At 57.3% G+C, this 17885-nt stretch carries 16 protein-coding genes; 5 read left to right on the forward strand and 11 right to left on the reverse strand.

Annotated features, from left to right (window positions below; genetic code table 11):
- The first annotated feature begins 12 nt into the window (after nucleotides 1-12).
- Nucleotides 13-801: an SDR family oxidoreductase gene (locus tag AC06G5_RS15055; protein WP_413424330.1), complete on the forward strand. Its 789-nt coding sequence runs from the start codon at nucleotides 13-15 to the stop codon at nucleotides 799-801.
- A 135-nt stretch (nucleotides 802-936) separates the two neighbouring features.
- Nucleotides 937-1260, forward strand: a complete 324-nt coding sequence (locus AC06G5_RS15060; RefSeq protein ID WP_413424328.1) for a MoaF-related domain-containing protein — start codon at nucleotides 937-939, stop codon at nucleotides 1258-1260.
- 197 nt (nucleotides 1261-1457) lie between these two features.
- Here the strand turns inward: AC06G5_RS15060 and AC06G5_RS15065 are convergent, their stop codons facing one another.
- From AC06G5_RS15065 to AC06G5_RS15095, 7 genes are read right to left on the reverse strand one after another with little or no spacing between them, the layout of a single operon-like run.
- Nucleotides 1458-3437 (reverse strand): SDR family NAD(P)-dependent oxidoreductase, encoded by a 1980-nt coding sequence (locus AC06G5_RS15065; RefSeq protein ID WP_480459822.1) that lies wholly within the window; start codon nucleotides 3435-3437, stop codon nucleotides 1458-1460.
- Between the two features lie 25 nt (nucleotides 3438-3462).
- The gene (locus AC06G5_RS15070) at nucleotides 3463-4083 is read right to left on the reverse strand and encodes a hypothetical protein (RefSeq protein ID WP_480459825.1); all 621 of its coding nucleotides are present in this window, start codon (nucleotides 4081-4083) and stop codon (nucleotides 3463-3465) included.
- Between the two features lie 10 nt (nucleotides 4084-4093).
- The gene (locus AC06G5_RS15075; RefSeq protein ID WP_413424322.1) at nucleotides 4094-5575 is read right to left on the reverse strand and encodes an aspartate aminotransferase family protein; all 1482 of its coding nucleotides are present in this window, start codon (nucleotides 5573-5575) and stop codon (nucleotides 4094-4096) included.
- On the reverse strand, nucleotides 5572-6255 hold the full coding sequence (locus AC06G5_RS15080) for a class II aldolase/adducin family protein (RefSeq protein ID WP_480459826.1): 684 nt from the start codon (nucleotides 6253-6255) through the stop codon (nucleotides 5572-5574). Before AC06G5_RS15080 ends, AC06G5_RS15075 begins: the two co-directional genes overlap by 4 nt.
- Nucleotides 6252-7880 (reverse strand): xylulokinase, encoded by a 1629-nt coding sequence (locus AC06G5_RS15085; RefSeq protein WP_480459828.1) that lies wholly within the window; start codon nucleotides 7878-7880, stop codon nucleotides 6252-6254. The genes AC06G5_RS15080 and AC06G5_RS15085 overlap by 4 nt, the downstream gene beginning before the upstream one ends.
- Before the next feature lie 10 nt (nucleotides 7881-7890).
- Entirely contained in the window at nucleotides 7891-8772 is an 882-nt protein-coding gene (locus AC06G5_RS15090; protein ID WP_413424316.1) for a TorF family putative porin, read from the reverse strand.
- Nucleotides 8773-8799: 27 nt separating this feature from the next.
- Nucleotides 8800-9225: a DUF2147 domain-containing protein gene (locus tag AC06G5_RS15095; RefSeq protein WP_413424314.1), complete on the reverse strand. Its 426-nt coding sequence runs from the start codon at nucleotides 9223-9225 to the stop codon at nucleotides 8800-8802.
- 160 nt (nucleotides 9226-9385) lie between these two features.
- Between AC06G5_RS15095 and AC06G5_RS15100 the strand changes: the two genes are divergently transcribed.
- Both AC06G5_RS15100 and AC06G5_RS15105 read left to right on the forward strand, forming a co-directional pair.
- On the forward strand, nucleotides 9386-10063 hold the full coding sequence (locus tag AC06G5_RS15100; RefSeq protein ID WP_413424312.1) for a TetR/AcrR family transcriptional regulator: 678 nt from the start codon (nucleotides 9386-9388) through the stop codon (nucleotides 10061-10063).
- 234 nt (nucleotides 10064-10297) lie between these two features.
- Nucleotides 10298-11212, forward strand: coding sequence for an SGNH/GDSL hydrolase family protein (locus tag AC06G5_RS15105; protein WP_413424310.1), 915 nt, complete (start codon nucleotides 10298-10300; stop codon nucleotides 11210-11212).
- A 122-nt stretch (nucleotides 11213-11334) separates the two neighbouring features.
- On the opposite strand, the gene hisN is transcribed toward AC06G5_RS15105, so the two are convergent.
- Nucleotides 11335-12126 (reverse strand): histidinol-phosphatase, encoded by a 792-nt coding sequence (gene hisN / locus AC06G5_RS15110; protein ID WP_413424308.1) that lies wholly within the window; start codon nucleotides 12124-12126, stop codon nucleotides 11335-11337.
- A gap of 134 nt (nucleotides 12127-12260) precedes the next feature.
- A complete protein-coding gene (locus AC06G5_RS15115) occupies nucleotides 12261-14387 on the reverse strand; it encodes a TonB-dependent siderophore receptor (protein WP_480459831.1) in 2127 nt (708 codons plus the stop codon).
- Nucleotides 14388-14673: 286 nt separating this feature from the next.
- On the opposite strand from AC06G5_RS15115, the gene AC06G5_RS15120 reads away from it, so the two are divergent.
- Entirely contained in the window at nucleotides 14674-15300 is a 627-nt protein-coding gene (locus AC06G5_RS15120) for a LysE family translocator (protein WP_413424304.1), read from the forward strand.
- A gap of 72 nt (nucleotides 15301-15372) precedes the next feature.
- Here AC06G5_RS15120 and AC06G5_RS15125 read toward each other — a convergent pair whose 3' ends face one another.
- Together AC06G5_RS15125 and AC06G5_RS15130 are read right to left on the reverse strand one after the other, a co-directional pair.
- On the reverse strand, nucleotides 15373-15672 hold the full coding sequence (locus AC06G5_RS15125; RefSeq protein ID WP_413424302.1) for a chorismate mutase: 300 nt from the start codon (nucleotides 15670-15672) through the stop codon (nucleotides 15373-15375).
- A 120-nt stretch (nucleotides 15673-15792) separates the two neighbouring features.
- A complete protein-coding gene (locus tag AC06G5_RS15130; RefSeq protein ID WP_413424300.1) occupies nucleotides 15793-17688 on the reverse strand; it encodes a sigma-54-dependent Fis family transcriptional regulator in 1896 nt (631 codons plus the stop codon).
- Nucleotides 17689-17885 lie beyond the last annotated feature (197 nt).

Genomic DNA, 17885 nt, shown 5'->3' on the forward strand with positions numbered 1-17885 from the left:
AGAGAGGTCAGCATGGAACTTGGAATCGAAGGGCGTTGGGCACTGGTCTGTGGCGCGAGCAAAGGCCTTGGCAAAGGTTGCGCCAAAGCCTTGGTAGCGGAAGGAGTGAACGTCGTGATTACTGCGCGCAATCCCCAGGCGCTGGAAGACACAGCCGCTGAACTGCGTCTGCTGAACAGCAAGGTCACGGTTAAAACCGTGGTCGGCGACATCACCACCGTCGCCGGGCGCGAAGCGGCACTGGAAGCCTGTCCGGTGCTCGATATTCTGGTGACCAACGCCGGAGGTCCGCCGCCGGGAGACTTCCGCGACTGGACTCGCGAGGACTGGATGGCCGCCCTTGACGGCAACATGCTCACACCTATCGAGCTGATCAAGGCCACCGTCGATAATATGGCTGAACGCGGATTCGGTCGCATTGTGAACATTACCTCGGGCGCGGTAAAAGCGCCGATCGGCATATTGGGGCTGTCCAACGGCGCTCGCAGCGGCTTGACCGGTTTCATTGCCGGATTGGCGCGCCAGCCGCAGCTGGTTTCCAATAACGTCACGATCAACAACTTGCTGCCGGGGCTGTTTGACACCGATCGCCTGCGCGAATCGACTCAGGCCTCTGCCAATGCGGCCGGCCAGGCGCTTGGCCAGGCGCTGGAGAAAAAACGCGGGGCCATCCCTGCCGGCAGGTTCGGTACTGCTGACGAGTTCGGTGCGCTGTGTGCGTTTATGTGCAGCCGCCACGCAGGCTATCTCACCGGGCAGAACCTCTTGCTGGACGGTGGCGCCTATCCGGGGACCTTCTAAGGCGTAGGCCGATTCCCTGAATTCGTGTGCACAGTCGATCGCACTCCTTCATCAGGCTGCTTGACGAAGCGCTCTTATTCTCGCTTTGCTGCCGATCACCAGATGTGATCCTCCCCTATTTATCGAGGCCATTACATGACCATAAATCCGCTACTGCCACCCTTCGCGGGCCAGACCGTTGAAGTCAATTATGACGGACTGGCTGCGCTCAATGACTACGACGAAGATGGCCTGCACATGACTTACACCATTACAGCCGGCGATTCAGCCGGGGCCACAGGAAGAGTCGAATACGATTGGCAAGAAGTTGCAAACGACATTTTCCTCATCTCCTGGCAAGAAGCTGACGGTGCCACCGTGGTACACGTCGACGACTTTGGCGCCCACACCTCCCGTTCGTTTTACACCACGCCGAACCTGGACCTGTATCGTCTTCAAGGAACCCTGAGCAGGGTCTGAACAACAGGGTTCACCGTTAATGGGTTGCCTCATAAAGCAATCGATCATCGTCGCGCCCATAACGTAATATTCCGCGATAGATGGCTGCATGAACGATTGGCACTTGATGCATCTCGGAAATATGGCGTTGTCGGGGGCTGCGCTGCTTTCGACTGAAGCCGTCGCCGCCCCCCCCCTCTGGGGGCGGCTTGTGATGGTTAGCGGTGATTCGCTATCCGCTGGCCCTGCAAGTCGGATGACGCCACCTGAATATCCTCCGACAACGGCGGCAATTCGTGGCGCAATACCCAGAGCAGGACAGGTTTGGGGAGTACCCTCGAGAGCCGTATAAGCCAGCGCATGGACCAGGGGAAAAGATAATCCCAACGGTTACTGCGCATGGCTTTGAGCATGTATGAAACGGCAGCTGCCTCAGATATCTCCAACGGCGCAGGCATGCCATCGCTTGCAGTCTGAGCCGTTGCAACGAAGCCCGGGTAAAGGGAGAGAAAGCGAATGCCTTTCTCGCCAAACTCTATTCGACAAGTGTCGATAAGCAGGCGTAACGCGCCCTTGGCGGCACAATATGGCCCCTGGAGAGTAACACCTAGAAAACCCGCCAACGAATTGGTCTGTACGACGAAACCGGATCGTTGTTCACTCATCTGTCTCAGTGCCGGGAACAGGTAATTAACCACTACGTCATAGTTGGATCTCATATAGCCCGTGACTTGCCCGGCATGCATCTTGCGCATGTCCAGTGCCGGTGCGCCACCCGCGTTGAGCACGACTACGTCCAGGCGGCCGTAGAGCGCTACGACCTCAGCAATCACCTTGGCAGCAGCCTGTTCGTTCATGGCATCTGCCGCCCACACATTGCACTTGCCGCTCTGCTCGGTGATCTCGCGTTGCAGTTCAAGGAGCTGCTCCTGGCGTCGTGCGGTAGCTGCCACCAATGCGCCTTCCTGCGCCAAACGTACCGCGAGGCCGCGCCCCATGCCGGAGGATGCACCGACGATCAGAACGACCTTGCCGGCAAATCCACCCTCCTGCCTCGGCGTCGTTCTTCGTAGCCCCCCCAAAAGGACCAGCGCCAAGAGGGAAAATCCAGAACTGACGAGCGCTACGGGCTGAGCATAATCTCCCGCCACCCATTGCGAAGCGACTAACGGCCCGAAGGCGCAACCCAGCAACTGCATACCAGGAACCAGCACGGCAACTCGCCCGGATGGATCCAGACTCAATGCGATACGGACCTGAAACGGCGTGAGTACCAGATAAACGAGGCCGAAAAGACCACTGAAGATCAGAAACGTTTTCGCACCCTGGTCAGCCGAGAAGTACATACCCGCGGCAATTCCTCCCAATAGAACGGCAGCCGTCGCAAGGAGTTTGAATTCAGAGACCCTGCGCACCAAAAGAATGCCACAGCAACCGCCCACGACTTGCATGAACAAAGTGCCCGAAATCATCGCCTGAGCACTCTGCGCATCCAGTCCGGCGTATTTTCCCAAGGGCTCCAGATATGCCCAGAGTGCGCCAATCGCCGAAAGCTGGATGAAAACAACGGCCATCAACAGTAGATGTGAACGCTGCCACGAGAAGCCTTGCGCCTGACCCGCATGGCTGGCCAAAGGCGCCAGTCGGGCAGGCTGCCAGCAAACCAGCAACACCGACGCCAGTGATAGCGCAGCCAGTAACACGAACCCTCCGGAGACGCTTTGCCGAGGCAGGACCCAAAATGCCAGGACTGCCGCAATGATTCCCTGGGCCAGGGTCTGCACGACCATGAACAGGCCTGATACACGGTCCGGGTGAGGCCCGCGAACAATCAGGCTGACGGCCCCCCATAACAGAAGTCCCTCCGTCAATCCCGCCAAGGCACGCACAATCAGAAGTCCGGCGTCCCCTGTCGTCGTCGTAGTCATGATATCCAGGGCAGCAGTAAACACCGCCGCCATGATCGTGATAAAACGCAGGTTCATCATCAGTCGCATCAAGTCGCCGACGATGACCCCTAACCCCAAAGCAACGATCTCTCCCATTGCAACCAGCCCGACGCCTTCGAGCGACAGCCGATTGGCGGCTAGCAACTCTCCGAGGAGAAGCGGTTGCAGGCCTACCATGAGTACCGCCACGGAACCCAGAGTCAGCGCAGCAACAAGATGTTTGCGAGAAACAGCGAACGAGGAGTGCATAAGCTTTATGCCTCTAATTAATTATTCAGTAACCACGGCTTTCAGGTGGAATTTGGCCGTTGGCAAAACACTGCGCCGCCCGCTTCTCGTCTTTCATCAAGCGCCCCGTAGCGATGAAAGTCACCCACCAGGGCAAATAGGTGATTTGAGTCCCTGAGGCCTTGGCCAGGGTGTAGGCTTTAGCGCACTTTTCAAACAATTCAGCATTGAGCGCCATGCGTGTACCCGTGGCCCCCAGACAAGCCGGCACGCCTCTAATCAGTATCGTATTGCCGCCTTTGCGCAAGGATTTGGCCAACTCACGTTCAGTTCCGACTGGCTCACCCATATGCCCCAAATGCCGCGCCTGTTCATCAAACAGAACAGGCATGAAACCGCCAAAATCGGCCAGACAACTGCTGAACTTACCGCCCCCCAGGAGAATTGCTCCCACATCAGGACGCGCCTGATACGTAGCCGCATGCGTCTGCATGTACCCATCCGGGGCAGCAGCCGGGTCAATCTTCACGGGCTCCGCGGCATCCAGTTTTCCCAGCCAGATCCCCTCCTCGCCTGGTATTCGCAGCGAAAGACTGGAATGAGCACCTACTTGGCCGATCAGTCGTCGTTGCAAATCCAGCCATTGTTGCCGAAGTAAATCTCTCATTGCGCTGACCTCACACCAGTTTGAAAACGGCGTCGAATCGATCGAGTGCTTCGTCGATGACATCGTCGGTATCGGCCAGGCTCGTATAGATCCGGCTACCCGCCAGAGTAATCAGACCATGAGCGGTATAGGCGGCCCCCATCTCCTCCATCATGTGCTTGCGGGTTTTTGCCTCGTTACGAGCTCGCAACAATTTGAGCGGGTTACTGGTGTCGAGCAACAGCACACCGGAGGTCTGCAAGTGCACGATGGAGCCTATGTTATAGGCCACATACGGCAAACCTCGGCGCGTGATAATTGCTTCCAGCCCCTTGCGCAGCCGGTCGCCGGCACGTCCGGCTACTGCGGGTGCATCCAGGCGCTTCGCTTCCAGCAAGGCGTAATACCCCGCCACGCAAGACAGCGGGTTTGCCGACAGCGTCCCACCGACGAAGGCCCGGCGCGCAGAAGTGCCGATCCCCCCAGCGAGCAGTTGCATGACATCTCGACGCCCACCAATGGCGCCTGCCATCGGGTAACCACCCGTCAGGCATTTGCCCAGCACAGTGATGTCCGGCATGACGTTGAAATACGCCTGCGCCCCGCCCAGGCCGGCACGAAACCCCGTCACCACTTCATCAAATATCAACAGGGCGCCGAATTCGTCACACAACTTGCGCAACTGGCGGTTGAAGTCCGGGTGTACCGGGCGGGTCCCGCTTTCCGGTCCGAAGGGTTCAACCATCACGGCGGCGGTACCACCACGTAGACGGTTGACCTGTAACTTGCGGCGCAACGCATCCAGATTGTTCGGCGGACTTTCCTGAGTATGCGCCGTGGCCCCACGGGGAATACCGACGGCCTCCATGCGTCCGGTACCGGGCAAGCGCATCCCGTAGACAAGCTGATCGCTCCAGCCGTGGTAGGCCCCGCCGATCTTGATGACCCACTTCTTGCGGGTGTAGGCGCGAGCCAGGCGAACAGCAGCCATCACCGCCTCGGTACCGGAACCGAGCAGTCGAACCATGTCCACCCCCGGCATCATCTCGCAGACCAACTCAGCCAGTTTGACCTCGTATTCATGCAGCAAACCGGTGACCGGCCCACACTCATCGAGGATCCGATCAACCTGCTCGCGGATGGCCGGGTGGTTTGAGCCCAACAGAGTCGGTCCACCGGCTTGCAGGAAATCGATATAGCGGTTGCCATCGACATCCGTCAGGTAAGCACCTTTGGCCTGAGAGATGGCGAGCGGAAACGGATGATTGAACGCCAGGTTGTGCTGCACGCCACCGGGTATGACTTTTTTTGCAGCCTCGGAGAGGCGCTTCGAGCCTTGGCAACGCTCGTCGAAATAGCCCATGACCTTGCTCAATGCGTCCCGCTTCAGCGGGCGGATCGGCTGTTTGACCAGTTCATCGAAACGCCGGTACAACGAATCCACGTCGGGCCATTGTGAAACCGCTGGGGCGTTTGTTTGGGGCATGGTGGATGGACGAAGGGGTTCGTTCATGATGAGGTCTCTGAAATATTTTTTGGGTTGACAGCATGAGCCGAGGACAAAGCCAAGGCGTCGATCAAGCGAGCCGCTGCTGTGCTTGATTCCGGCCGGTCTCGAGCCTGCGCGTAGATTCGATTCAACAGATGATCCCGACAGAACGCCTCTAGATCTTCAAGGCGGTCCAGAGTCGTATCGATGTCCGGGCCGCAACAGAGCACGCCGTGATTGCGCATCAGATAGGCGTTGCATTCAGGGCGAATCAACCGCTCCAGCTTGTTCGCTAACCAACGGGTGCCCGAAGGGGCATACCCCACCAGCGGGATACTCACGCCCAGCGATTTCCATAGTTGCGGTAAACCGACTTGCAGCGGTTTGCCCAGCAACGTGCAGGCACTGGCAATTGGTTGGTGGGTATGAATGCTGCAATTGACATCCGGGCGATTGCGCAGAATTTTTGCGTGCAGACCACTTTCCACAGAGGGCGACCGCTCGCCCGATATCTGCACCAGGTCCTTCAAACGCAACACGCAAACGTCTTCGGGGCGCATGGAAAAATAATCCGTCGCCGAGGGCGTGACCGCAATATGAAACGCATCGACACGCAACGCCAGGTTTCCACCGGTCGCGGCAAAGAAGCCGCGTTGCGACAGATGACGCGATAACTCGACAATCTCCTGCTGTACTTGACTCATTGAGTGCTCTCCTGCGATGGATTCAGGCGGCGATAAAGCGGAGCGAGCCGCTTGCGGACCTCCTTGAATGTGGCGAAACGGTCGTCATAAAGGGCACTCGTGTTCCGCGACGGCTCATACAGCCGGTGGGCTCTCTGCAGATTCGGCAGGTCGTGAAACTGTAGTTTTCCAAGGGCCACTGCTGCGATAAACGCGGCGCCTCGGGCGTTGGTCTGGATGGGGTTGTGGGGCTGCTGGATAATGTGACCGGTGACATCGGCCATGATCTGGCACCAGACATCCGACTGGGCACCACCACCGGTAGCCACGATCATCTCTTTTGATCGGCCGAGGAACCGCGAGAACGGCTCCAGCATCCAGCGCGTGTTGAGCGCAACGCCTTCCATGAAGGCTCGAATGATGTCTTCTCGTGAATGCTCGAGTTTCAGATTCAACAAACCCGCGCGCAGACTCGAGTCCCCAATGGGAGATCGCTCGCCACATAACCAAGGTGTATAGATCAGCCCTCGTGCTCCCGGCGGGACTCTTGCCGCGATGCGATCGAGCAAGGCATAGACATCCGGTTGCTGCTCGTCGCTGAGCAATTCATCGGGGTGATACAGCACCTTGTCCCGTAAAAACGAAAGGTTCGAGCCCGCGGCCGACTGCATGGCCAACGCCAGGTACCGGCCATTGATCGCGCTCGGCACCGCCGCAATGTGATGACGCACACTGGTTTTCTTGAACGGCACATGGGCCCCCACCCAAGAGGACGTTCCCAAGTACAGGTGCGAGGCGAAATCACTCACCGCAGCACCTACCGCCACGGCTGAGGTGTCTACGGAACCGGCCACCACTTGGGTGTCTCGAGAGAGGCCCAGCGCATCGGCCAGTTCGGGAAGCAGAGGCCCGATGATGTCGGTTGACCCCACCAGTTCGGGCAGTTTGGCAGCGTCGACACCCAGCGCTCGTACCAAGCCGTCGTCGTAGCGAATGCGATGAGGGTCGCGGTTATCCGTGATCCAGGACGTCAGGATCGAATCGCTCGTGGCACAGAATCGACCGGACAGCCGTAAGTTCATGTAATCGAGCACGTTCAGGAACTTGTAAGTTTGCTCATATCGCTGCGGCTCATGATCAAGGACGTACGCCATGTGTCCGGCCGAATCCATGCCGGACAACGAAGCGACGCCCCCGGTCAAACGCAATGAACGCAACAGCTTGAAGGGCGCGTAACCAGACAGGCCAAACCGCCCTGCCCCCATACGACGCTTGACCGCAGCGGCACCGCGCTTATCCAGCCACAGTAACGCGCGCCCAACGGCCACCCCATTATTGTCAACACAGACGGTCCCTTCGCTTTGCGTCGAACAGCACACGGCAATGACCTGCCTGCGCCTGACCGTATCGCTGCCGAGCAGTTCGCTCGCTCCGCGCATAAAAGCGTTCCACCAATCTTGAGGCTCCTGCTCGGCACTCAAACCACTGACATGCAGCGGGACACTGTGGTAGGCCCATGCGCGTATTTCTCCCTCCAGGGAAACCAGCGCACATTTGCAACCAGATGTTCCAAGATCGACCGCAAGGACGAGTTGCTCCAGCCCGGCCGCCGTTTCAGGCGCCCGGGAAAAGGAAAGCGAGTTCATAATCAGTTACTCAGAATTGACGGGAAATCGAAAGGACCCAACGATTGTCGTCTGTCGCCCGCCTGTGCCCATCATCTTCGGCCAGGTACAACTCTCTCGCCCGGGTCGTGGTAGTGACCCAGTCAAGCCCCCAGTCAAAACCCGCCCAGCGGTGCACCAGGCCTACGCCATAGTCTGCGAAATTCGCTTCAGAGAAATTCACGATCTGCTGGTAACCGGCATGCAGCTTCAGCGTGGTGTTCATGCCCAGCGCATACTTGTAATCCAGGTCATAAAGCATGCTGCCGCGGGAGTTGCGATCCCCTTTGGCATAACACTCCAACCCCTTGGCAGGATCATCGCGGAACTGCAGCAGTGTTCCGCAAACACCTCCGGTATTGGCGCCTCGATAGGTCTTGGAGAGGACCCTGGCGATTCGACCTTCCAGTGCGCCATACCCCAACTCCAACACGGCGAATTGGCTGTTGTAGTTGGTGCTGCGCTCATCTGTCAGTGTGAATGTCTGAGCGTCGAACCGATTGGGTGCCCTGAACTGAGCATTGGGGAACATTTCGCTCGCCAGGCCCAGGCCGAAGTGCCAGGCATCCGGATCGCCAAAACGATAGCCGCCGGCAAGCAGGATCTCGACGCCATCGCCGTTCAGAAACTGCTTCTTGCTGACGGTCGTGAACTCGGCCAGGGCCACCAGCCCGCTCTCATGAGCGACTTGAATGGAAATTTTGGCCCCCGGCCCGTTCAATGAATCGGAGATACCGCGGTTGCGAATGTCAGAACTGACTCGTGCGGTAACGTCTACCGCGTAGCTGGCCATTTCGTCCGCCAACACCAGCGTTGGGGTTGCGCCGGACAACAGCAGGCCCGCCATCATGCAATGGGTGATGTTTGTACGCATGGAACTCTCCCACGAGGAAGGTCAGGTTTACAGTTTGCAAACCGGTGCGGGAGGCAGTTTTTCAACGCGTTCGAATTGCTCCGTCTGACCCAGAATCTCCGAGCCGACGAACGCCCTTACATTGAGATTTCCTTCCTTGACCCGAACGACGCCTTTGTATTTTTTCTGATTGCGCGGGTCATAGACCCACCCATCGCGCCAGGCGTCCTTCTCGTAACGATCCAATTGCATGATCTGGACGCCACAATCGCTGGTTGTCGATGCGACGTCCCTCACCCAAACGATTTGTCCACAAATTGCGCCTGCCTTGGCCGTGCAATCATCGAGCTTGATGATCGCGTCCTTTTCCGCCGTGAGCCAAAGTCCTTTGGCATCCAACGGTCCCGCCGCCGCAAAAATTTTTCCGGTGCACATCAAAGCGAGGGAAAGGAGAAGCAAGTGCCGCGCGTTCATAGTCGTGCCCTGTATTTTTTGTTTTAGAAACACCGTCACACAAACGACGCATCAGTTATGATAGTCATCGCTACACGATAGTTATAACTATCATTCTTCGCTGAATCAACTGTTTTTTCATCCTGCTATCCTTGCCTCTCACTTCTCGTTAAGGGCGCTCATGGCCAAGCTCAAAACCTCCACTCCCCTCTCCACGAACAGCGTTGGAGCAACGGAACACAAAAAGCTGCCAGCACAGCAGCGGGCGACCGAAACCTATGAGCGAATTCTCGTGGCTACGGCTCAGACACTCTGCGATGTCGGAATAGAGCGCCTGTCGACGAATCTGGTATGTGAACGAGCAGGCCTTACCCCGCCAGCGCTCTATCGCTACTTCCCCAACAAATACGCGCTACTGAGCGTTCTAGGCGATCGCTTACTGGAAAAGCAAAACGAATTGGTTGGCCACTGGATCAACCAGGAGCTGCTGACCGGCTCCCGGGAGGTACTGGAAAAGGCGCTTGCGGAACTGATACTGGATACTTATGAAGTAACCCATGCCACCTTGGGTGGGATGTGGATTCTCAAAGCACTTCGAGCAGTACCGGCGCTGGAGCATGTGAGACTCGACTCTCACCGACGTGTCGCCAGCGCGCAAGCCCAAGCGCTGGCCAGCGCTTTCCCGCACGCCGATCCGCAGATGCTTTTGATGGTTGCCCGAGTCGTGGTCGAAATGATCCATGCGACGGTCGAATTGTTGTTCGATGAATCATTGGACGCCAGACAAGTCTGCAGCATGGTTGCTGCGATGATTGCCAGCCATCTGGACCGGATCAGCCCGGTCGCGTCAATGTCATGAAATCGGCAACTCTTGACCTGAGCCCGGCGCGATCGAGCAGGTCGTATTCCTGCAAGGAGATAGGTCGGTCATCGGCGAACCTCAAGTGATCATTGGTCATGGGCGTCCTTGAGCTGGGCGGCTACCTGTCGCGAACAGGACAGACTTTGCGCACGCGGCTAAACACAGGTCGCAACCGTGGCAAGGCAAAACGTCGCCACCGGTAGTCTGAGGTGACATCCTGGGAGACTTTCAATGACTCGCCGCGCTTACTTGGCCGCTCTGTTGACACTGACTGCATCAACCGCCTTTGGCGCCCCCAGCTACGATCATCTCTATGCTTTCGGTGACAGCTACTCTGACAATGGTGCGGGTGAAACCTTCACTAGAAACTTGGCCACTCAGAAGGTCAAAGATGCACAGGAGCTCCCCGGTTCGTTGTATTGGAAGGGACGCTGGAGCAATGGCCCCACCGCCGTCGAGGACTTGGCTCACGCCTTGAAAACCCCCTTGACCGACTACGGGATTGGCGGTGCCAAGAGCGGCAACGGCAACTACTACGCCTGGATGGAGCCATCTCGCGACACTGGGGTTTTCGGCCAAATCGCCGATCATCTGAAAGCCGCTAAAACACACAAAGCGGATCCGAGTTCGCTCTATTTCATTTTCATCTCAGCCAACGACTTTTTTGAATGGGCCGACTTCTCGCACCCGGAATCGATTGACGTGCTAAGCCACAACAGCGTGGCGAACATACAGAAGGCTACCGAGACGCTGATTGCGGCAGGCGCGAAGCACGTGATGGTCGTGGGGACTACGGATTTGAGTCACGTGCCGGCTGTGGTGCAGGGCAATCAAGTGAAGAATGCAACAGAATACCAGCAGATACTCGAGCAAAAACTGCCAGCCGTACTAACAACACTCGCTAAAGCCCATCACGTCAGCATTAGTTACTTTGACCACCTGGCCTTCAGCAACAAGCTTCGCGCGGCCCCCGATGTTGCGGGTTTGAAGGATCTGGATACCCCGTGCCAAGCCACCTATCCGGACGTCAAGCCGGTGTGTGAAAATCCAGATGCCCATTACTACTGGGATGAATGGCACCCGACCCGCAAAGTCCACACCCTGGCCGCCGAGGCGCTGCTTGAAACGTTAAAAGCCAGCCGCTGAGGTTCTCTATCAGGTCATAGCCGGCGAAGGGACTCAGGGCTGCGCGCGCGAATCATTGCCAAGGCCGGGATAGACAGTCAGTCTGAGGCTATCTATCCCTCGCGCTTTAGCCCTTACCAGGATCAGACAGCGTGCCTTAGCAGCTCCACCAATTGCGTATGCAACGCAGGATCTCCACAAGCAACGACACTCCCGCCATTTTGAGCTGTGCTGCCATCCCAGGCGGTAATCACTCCACCGGCACCTTCGATAATCGGTATCAACGCCTGTACGTCGTAGGGCTGCAAGCTAGCCTCGATAATCACATCTACAAAACCTGAAGCCAGCATGCAGTACGCATAGCAATCACCGCCGAAGCGAACCAATTGCGCCTGACTGGCCACGGATTGAAACGCGTCTCGCCGTACAGCTGAATCGAACATATCGGGTGTTGTGCACATCAGTCTTGCTGAGGAGAGACCTTGGCATGGTCGTGTCTGTAGCTTCGTACCATTGCGCCACGCACCATCCGAAGTGCCAATGTAGCGTTCGCCGGTGAAAGGCTGATTCATGACCCCGAGCACAGGGCGCTGACCATCGTTGAGGGCGATCAGTGTTCCCCATAGTGGCAGGCCGGTGATGAAAGCCCGGGTTCCGTCGATTGGATCGAGCACCCAGGTCAGCTCGCTGCTGCCTGTAATTGAGCCCTCCTCCTCACCAAGGATGCCGTGTGCGGGATACCGATCCTGAATCAGTTCGCGCATCGCTCGTTCGGCAGCCTTATCGGCCAAGGTGACCGGATCGAAGACACGACCGCCCTTATCTTCCACATCCAGCTTTGCTCGAAAGTACGGCTGAATGGCTACAGCGGCAGCATCGGCCAGCTGCTCGGCGAAGGCTTGATACTCAGCAGTTTGATCTGCGCTGATGGACATCGTTCATTACCCCGATTTAGCGAAAAGACCTGGATCTTGTCTGAGGAGACTCCTGAGTCCACCTCACCTCATCACACCCGACAAGAAAGGCCCTGGAAGGGCCTTTTGAGTTCAAACCAAATTTACCGGTTCGTCTACAGGGTGTAAGAAATACCGACCTGAACTGTTCTCGGCTCGCCCGGGTAAGCATAGACATTGCCGAAGGCGCCTTCTTCATAGTCCCGGTCGAACACGTTTTTCACATCGAGATTAAGCCTGACCTGGTCATTGATCTTATAGAAGCCGAGCAGATCAACGACGGTGTAACTGCCCATCGAAAACGCCGTGTTAGCCGTCTGGCCCGCACGTTCATCAACGTACCTACCACCCACACCCAACCCCAGCCCTTTCAGATTGCCATCCTGGAACTCGTAAACGTTCAGCAGGCTGAAGCTGTTCTTCGGAATATTCATCAGCCGGGTGCCCGACTGAATCACATTGTCCTTGGTAACCTCGGCGTCGACATAGGCATAGCCGCCAATCACCCGCCACTCCGGGGTTACATTGCCTGCCACGTTCAAATCGAAGCCACGGCTGCGCACCTCACCCGCTGCCACACTGAAGGTCGAGTCCACGGGGTCAGTGGTCAGGACGTTACGTTTTTCAATCTGGTAGATCGCCGCGTCAACGCTCAACTGGCGATCCAGGGCTTCCCATTTGATACCCATCTCATAGGACTTGCCCTTTTCCGGTTCAAAGCCGCCACCCTGTCGACTGGCCCCGGTATTGGGCTTGAAAGAGCGCGCGGTATTGGCATAAACGGCCACGGTATCGGTGAGGTCATAAAGCACGCCGATACGCGGCGTCACCGCATTGTCACTCGCCTCCCAGCTTCTGCCACCCGGCACAAAGGTTTCGTAGTCATGCTCGAAACGCTCGAAACGGGCGCCCGCCAAGACCTTCAAACGCTCAGTCAATGCCACCTGATCCTGGACGAAGGCCGCATAGGTCTTGAGGTTTTCCTTGTCGTTGGTCGGCGTGCGGGTCAAGGCTGGACGCGGCTGGCCATACACCGGATTGAAGATATCAATCGGGTAGGCACCGACTGCGCCGCTGGAGCGCTGGATGATGGACTTGTAGTCGTAATCCTCGTACTCAACGCCGGTCAATAATGTGTGATCGAAGCCGCCGGTGGAGAAATGTCCGGTGAGGTTCAGTTGAGTGTCCTTGTCCGTCCACTCCAGCTTGCGGTAATTGAAGTTGCGCCCCAGCGTGCGCCCGTCGGCGGCAACGCCATTTGCTTCAACGGCGTTGCCCTGCAACGTGCCATCGAGCCATTGGAACCCACCACCCAATGTCCAGTTGTCATTGAGGAAGTGCTCGAAACGCAGCTGCGCGATGTTGTTGTCGTTGTGCAACTTGCCGACGTTTTTCTCACTGAAGAACGTATCACGCGACGCGATGCCAATCTGATTCGGATAGTGCGTCAAGCCGCGATCCAGTGGGTGATTGTTGCGCATGAAGTCGCCTTCGAAGATCACCCTGGTGTCGTCGGTGGCTTGCCAGGAAATAACCGGCGTCACGCCATAACGTTCGGTTTCAACATGATCGCGGAAGGTATCTCCGCCCTCTCCTACCACGTTCAAGCGATAGGCCAGGCGTCCTTCTTCGTCGAGCGGGCCGGAGGCATCCAGCGTGCCACGCTTCATTCCCTGGTCGTCGAGTTGGCTGCCCAACGTCACAGTAGACTCAGGCAGAGGCTGCTTGGAAACGACGTTGAACGTGCCACCTGGATCACCCCGGCCGTAGAGCGTGGTCGCGGGGCCGCGCAGTACTTCCAGGCGCTCGATGGTGTTCGCATCCGGCATGTTCGGATAACCACGGTTGATCGGGAAACCGTTGCGATAGAACTCGCCGGTGGTAAATCCACGCACCGTGAAGGTGGTCAGTCCCTGGCCGCCGAAGTTGTTGGCCCGCCCCACTCCGCCGGCATAGTCAAGGGCGTCTTGCAGGCGAGTCGCCCCGATGTCCTCGACAACATCTTTGGTCACCACGCTGATGGACTGCGGTGTCTCGTGAATCGCAGTGTCGGTTCGCGTCGCGCTGGCAGAACGGGTTGCACGGTAGCCCTGCACTGGCCCTTGGGCCGTTTCGTACTCCGAGGTACCGACGATGTCGGTCACCTGCAACTCCAGACTGGTTTTATCGGTTGCCGCTTGCTCCGCCCAAGAGGAAGCGGAAATCGCCTGAAGCACACAGATAGAGACCAGAGTACGACGCATCGAGGAAACCTTGTGAAAATAGCCAAACGGGATGGCATACATGCCAATAATTCGCGGCGCATGGTATATCACATTATTTGCTTTTGATACGTATTCGCACTTGTATTTTTGAAGTGTTCTCGCAGCGCTTCGAGCTCCTGTTTATTCATTCAAAAAAAAAGGTCCCGAAGGCCCTTTGTATTCAAAAAATCACTTGGTCAGCCAAGACTCGACTTTGCAGCCCGGTGTGGGCACAGTCTTTCGCTACATGAGGATGGATGCCTCGTTGAGGCCTAAGGAGAATGCCGTGTTTCCGATCAATATCTGGCTTGCCTATACTGCCGCCTGCTTGCTATTGGTGCTCGCACCAGGCCCGGACAATCTGCTGGCCGTAGGCCGAGGACTCAGTCAGGGCAGGATAGCCGCTGTCGTATCTGGCATGGCATCCGGGGCGGGAATTCTCTTTCATGTGGCAACTGCTTCGCTAGGACTGACTTTGCTTATGCAAACGTCCGCAGTAGCCTTCTGGGTCGTCAAGCTTATCGGCGCCGGTTATTTACTTTGGCTCGGCATCAAAGTACTACGCTCTCGTAGCCTGATTAGCTTCCGGCCAACGACTCGACAATCTCTGCCGAGCATTTTTCTCACGGGATTTCTCTCGGCAGCACTCAATCCAAAGCCTGGTTTTTTCGTACTTGCATTCATCCCGCAATTCGTCGACCCACAACGCGGTTCAGTGAGCGTGCAGATGCTGGTGTACGGCATATGGTTCGCCGTACTTACGGCAGTGGGATTCGCACTCATGGGCGTATTTGCTACTGCACTCTCCCGGTTTTTGCGTCAGAGGCCACGACTGGTGAATGGCCTGAACGTCGGGGCAGGACTCACCTTCGTCGCTTCGGGAGTATCGATAGCGGCGCTCAGCCAAAAATAGGATCAATGCAATGGCGTGCGAGGCTGAAATACCAGCCTCGCTGAGCCTCGGTGATTATGAAAGCTGACGACTTTAAGACTTATCTTTCAGGGCTGAGTGAGTTTTCAACTCTTCGTCAATGAATGCAGAGATCATGGCCCTGTATACCCGCTCCACGACATCAGGTGAGGCACCGGAATCGTTTGCAATTCCGCGCACTTTGCTGATGACCTGTTCAACCCGCGCTGGAGCGCGCACATCATCAGTGGTTTTCTTGAAAGCCGCCGCCTGGGTGACGAGGTTGCCGCGCCTGGCGAGGAGTGCAACCACATCGCGGTCGATGCGGTCTATGTGCTGACGAACTTCTTCGATTGATGTGCAACGTACTTCCATATAAATATCTCCTTCTAAGTAACCGGAATGCGTCAGTTTTTCCGCAGTCGAGAACACATGTCGTTTCTACCCTCAGTCCAAGTCCACAGAGGCAGGAAACGCGACGATGTCATTCTGCATTCAACCGGGTCGTGAAATACCGTGATGACGCAGTTTGCGATAGAGCGTATTGCGGCTGATCCCTAGGCGGGCGGCAACATGGGCGATATGCCAGTGTTCCGCCTCAATCAACGTTAGCAGCGTCTGCCGTTCGGATACTCCAAGCGGATTTTCGGCCAGCGCGGCTGTCGCTGGCACTGCCGGCAGCAACTCCGCCAAGTCGTCCAGAGTGACACGCCCCTCCAACGCCAACGCTACCAGTGTGCGCAAGCACGTACGCAACTGCCGGACATTGCCTGGCCAAGGCTGCTTCAGCAAGAGCTCTCTGACGCCCGCCTCCAGTCGAATCCTTGCACCTTTTGTCTCTTCGCGCAGCAGAAGGTCGAGCAAACGGCCCTTGTCTGAACGCTCACGCAACGGCGGGAGCTGCACGGCGAAGCCAGCAATGCGATAAAAAAGATCTTCGCGAAAGCGCCCTTCGGCCACACAGGCCTGCAGATCCTGGTGGCTGGCACTGATAAGGCGTACGTCTAGCGGACGTGCCGTTGCGCCACCTAGCGGCACCACCTGACGTTCCTCCAGCACGCGCAGCAGGCGAGTCTGTAACGCCAGTGGCATATCGGCGATTTCATCGAGAAATAGAATGCCGCCATGGGCCTGCTCCAGCTTACCGATCATCCCGTCCTTGCGTGCGCCGGTGAAGCTGCCGCCGCGATAGCCGAACAGCTCGCTCTCGATCAACGTTTCTGGGATGGCCGCGCAATTGATCGCCACAAACGGCTGGCTCGCTCTGGAGCTGGCGCGATGCAGCGCCGCAGCAAAAGCTTCTTTGCCGGTACCGGTTTCGCCCTGTAAAAACACCGGAACGTCACGCTCCAAAACACGCAATGCGCGAGCAAAACCGCGTTGCAGGCGCGGGTCTTCCAGACACACGTGTACGTCGTTGATTATGGGAGTTGGGGGAATGACCAAGGGCGCCTGGTGCGCGGGTTCTCGCAACTGTCCGTAGAGCAGGCGTCCGTCCACCAGCCGCATTGGCCAACAGACACTCGGCTGAGCGCTGGCCTGACTCATCACCTGATCAATAGGGGTTTCCAGCAGTATCGTCAGAGATTGCCCAACCACCTGGTCACGGCTGAGGCCCAGCAGATCCAGCGCAGCATGATTGATTGAACAGATACGGGCACTCTCGTCGAAACTGAGCAGGCCTTCACCCAGCAGCCCAACGAAGCCAGCCTCAGGGTGGAAGCGCAGCAAGTATCGCTGCGGATCATGCCCCAAGAAAAAACAGCTCTCGATCAACTTGGCTGACAGGTTGGTCAATGCCATGGCCTGGAAGTGTTGCTGAAGACTGTGGTCATCCCTCACAGAAGAGAGATTGAGCACGGCTAGCAACTCACCACTCGCATCAAATATCGGGCTCGCCGAACAGGTCAGACCGACGTGCTTGCCACGGAAATGCTCATCACGGCGGATGGTTACGTGCTGTCGCTCGACCAGGCAGGTGCCGACACCGTTGGTGCCCTCACAATCTTCACTCCATACCGAGCCGAGCCACAGCCCGGAACGCTGAAACTCCGCTCGTTCGGATTCGTTAAACACACTGTCGATCGCCACACCGCGAGCATCGGTGAGTAGCACCACGTGGCCATCACGTCCGAGTTGTTGGTGCAAGTTGCTCATCTGCCAATGCGCCACAGCGATGATGTGTTCCAGTGGCGCGCGATGATCCTGCAAGCGTGGATGCTCAACCACGTTAGGTGCGCGGCGACTGGCAGGATCGAGCTGATACTGATCCAGGCACCGGCGCCAGGATCGTGTGATGGCCAGGTCAGCAGTAGGGCTGTGGCTGGCGATAGTGCCCTGCACGGCTTGTAGCACTTGCTGTGCATGGGCGTTGATCAAGGCCGGCTTCATTGTTCTTGTTCTCCGCTACGGTCAGGACACGGGTCTGTTCGCAGCTTATATGAAAAGATCGCAACGAGCGCTTTTTGCACCGGGTGACACTCTGTCATCCACCATTCCCGGAATCGTGACATAGATCCGAGTCAAAGCCTGAGCAGTACTGCAGCAGCCGCTCTGCACCGGGGCTTTCATGAAGATGGCCCGGGCCT

It is taken from the genome of Pseudomonas sp. WT-JTC (genome assembly GCF_056711565.1).

Bases quoted from the DNA above. Each gene is read 5' to 3' on its own strand.
- AC06G5_RS15125 (WP_413424302.1), bottom strand. From the start codon at position 15,672: ATGGAAGTACGTTGCACATCAATCGAAGAAGTTCGTCAGCACATAGAC.
- AC06G5_RS15065 (WP_480459822.1), bottom strand. From the start codon at position 3,437: ATGCACTCCTCGTTCGCTGTTTCTCGCAAACATCTTGTTGCTGCGCTG.
- AC06G5_RS15075 (WP_413424322.1), bottom strand. From the start codon at position 5,575: ATGAACGAACCCCTTCGTCCATCCACCATGCCCCAAACAAACGCCCCA.
- AC06G5_RS15130 (WP_413424300.1), bottom strand. From the start codon at position 17,688: ATGAAGCCGGCCTTGATCAACGCCCATGCACAGCAAGTGCTACAAGCC.
- AC06G5_RS15085 (WP_480459828.1), bottom strand. From the start codon at position 7,880: ATGAACTCGCTTTCCTTTTCCCGGGCGCCTGAAACGGCGGCCGGGCTG.
- AC06G5_RS15090 (WP_413424316.1), bottom strand. From the start codon at position 8,772: ATGCGTACAAACATCACCCATTGCATGATGGCGGGCCTGCTGTTGTCC.
- AC06G5_RS15060 (WP_413424328.1), top strand. From the start codon at position 937: ATGACCATAAATCCGCTACTGCCACCCTTCGCGGGCCAGACCGTTGAA.
- AC06G5_RS15105 (WP_413424310.1), top strand. From the start codon at position 10,298: ATGACTCGCCGCGCTTACTTGGCCGCTCTGTTGACACTGACTGCATCA.
- AC06G5_RS15095 (WP_413424314.1), bottom strand. From the start codon at position 9,225: ATGAACGCGCGGCACTTGCTTCTCCTTTCCCTCGCTTTGATGTGCACC.
- AC06G5_RS15055 (WP_413424330.1), top strand. From the start codon at position 13: ATGGAACTTGGAATCGAAGGGCGTTGGGCACTGGTCTGTGGCGCGAGC.
- AC06G5_RS15070 (WP_480459825.1), bottom strand. From the start codon at position 4,083: ATGAGAGATTTACTTCGGCAACAATGGCTGGATTTGCAACGACGACTG.
- AC06G5_RS15100 (WP_413424312.1), top strand. From the start codon at position 9,386: ATGGCCAAGCTCAAAACCTCCACTCCCCTCTCCACGAACAGCGTTGGA.
- hisN (WP_413424308.1), bottom strand. From the start codon at position 12,126: ATGTCCATCAGCGCAGATCAAACTGCTGAGTATCAAGCCTTCGCCGAG.
- AC06G5_RS15080 (WP_480459826.1), bottom strand. From the start codon at position 6,255: ATGAGTCAAGTACAGCAGGAGATTGTCGAGTTATCGCGTCATCTGTCG.
- AC06G5_RS15115 (WP_480459831.1), bottom strand. From the start codon at position 14,387: ATGCGTCGTACTCTGGTCTCTATCTGTGTGCTTCAGGCGATTTCCGCT.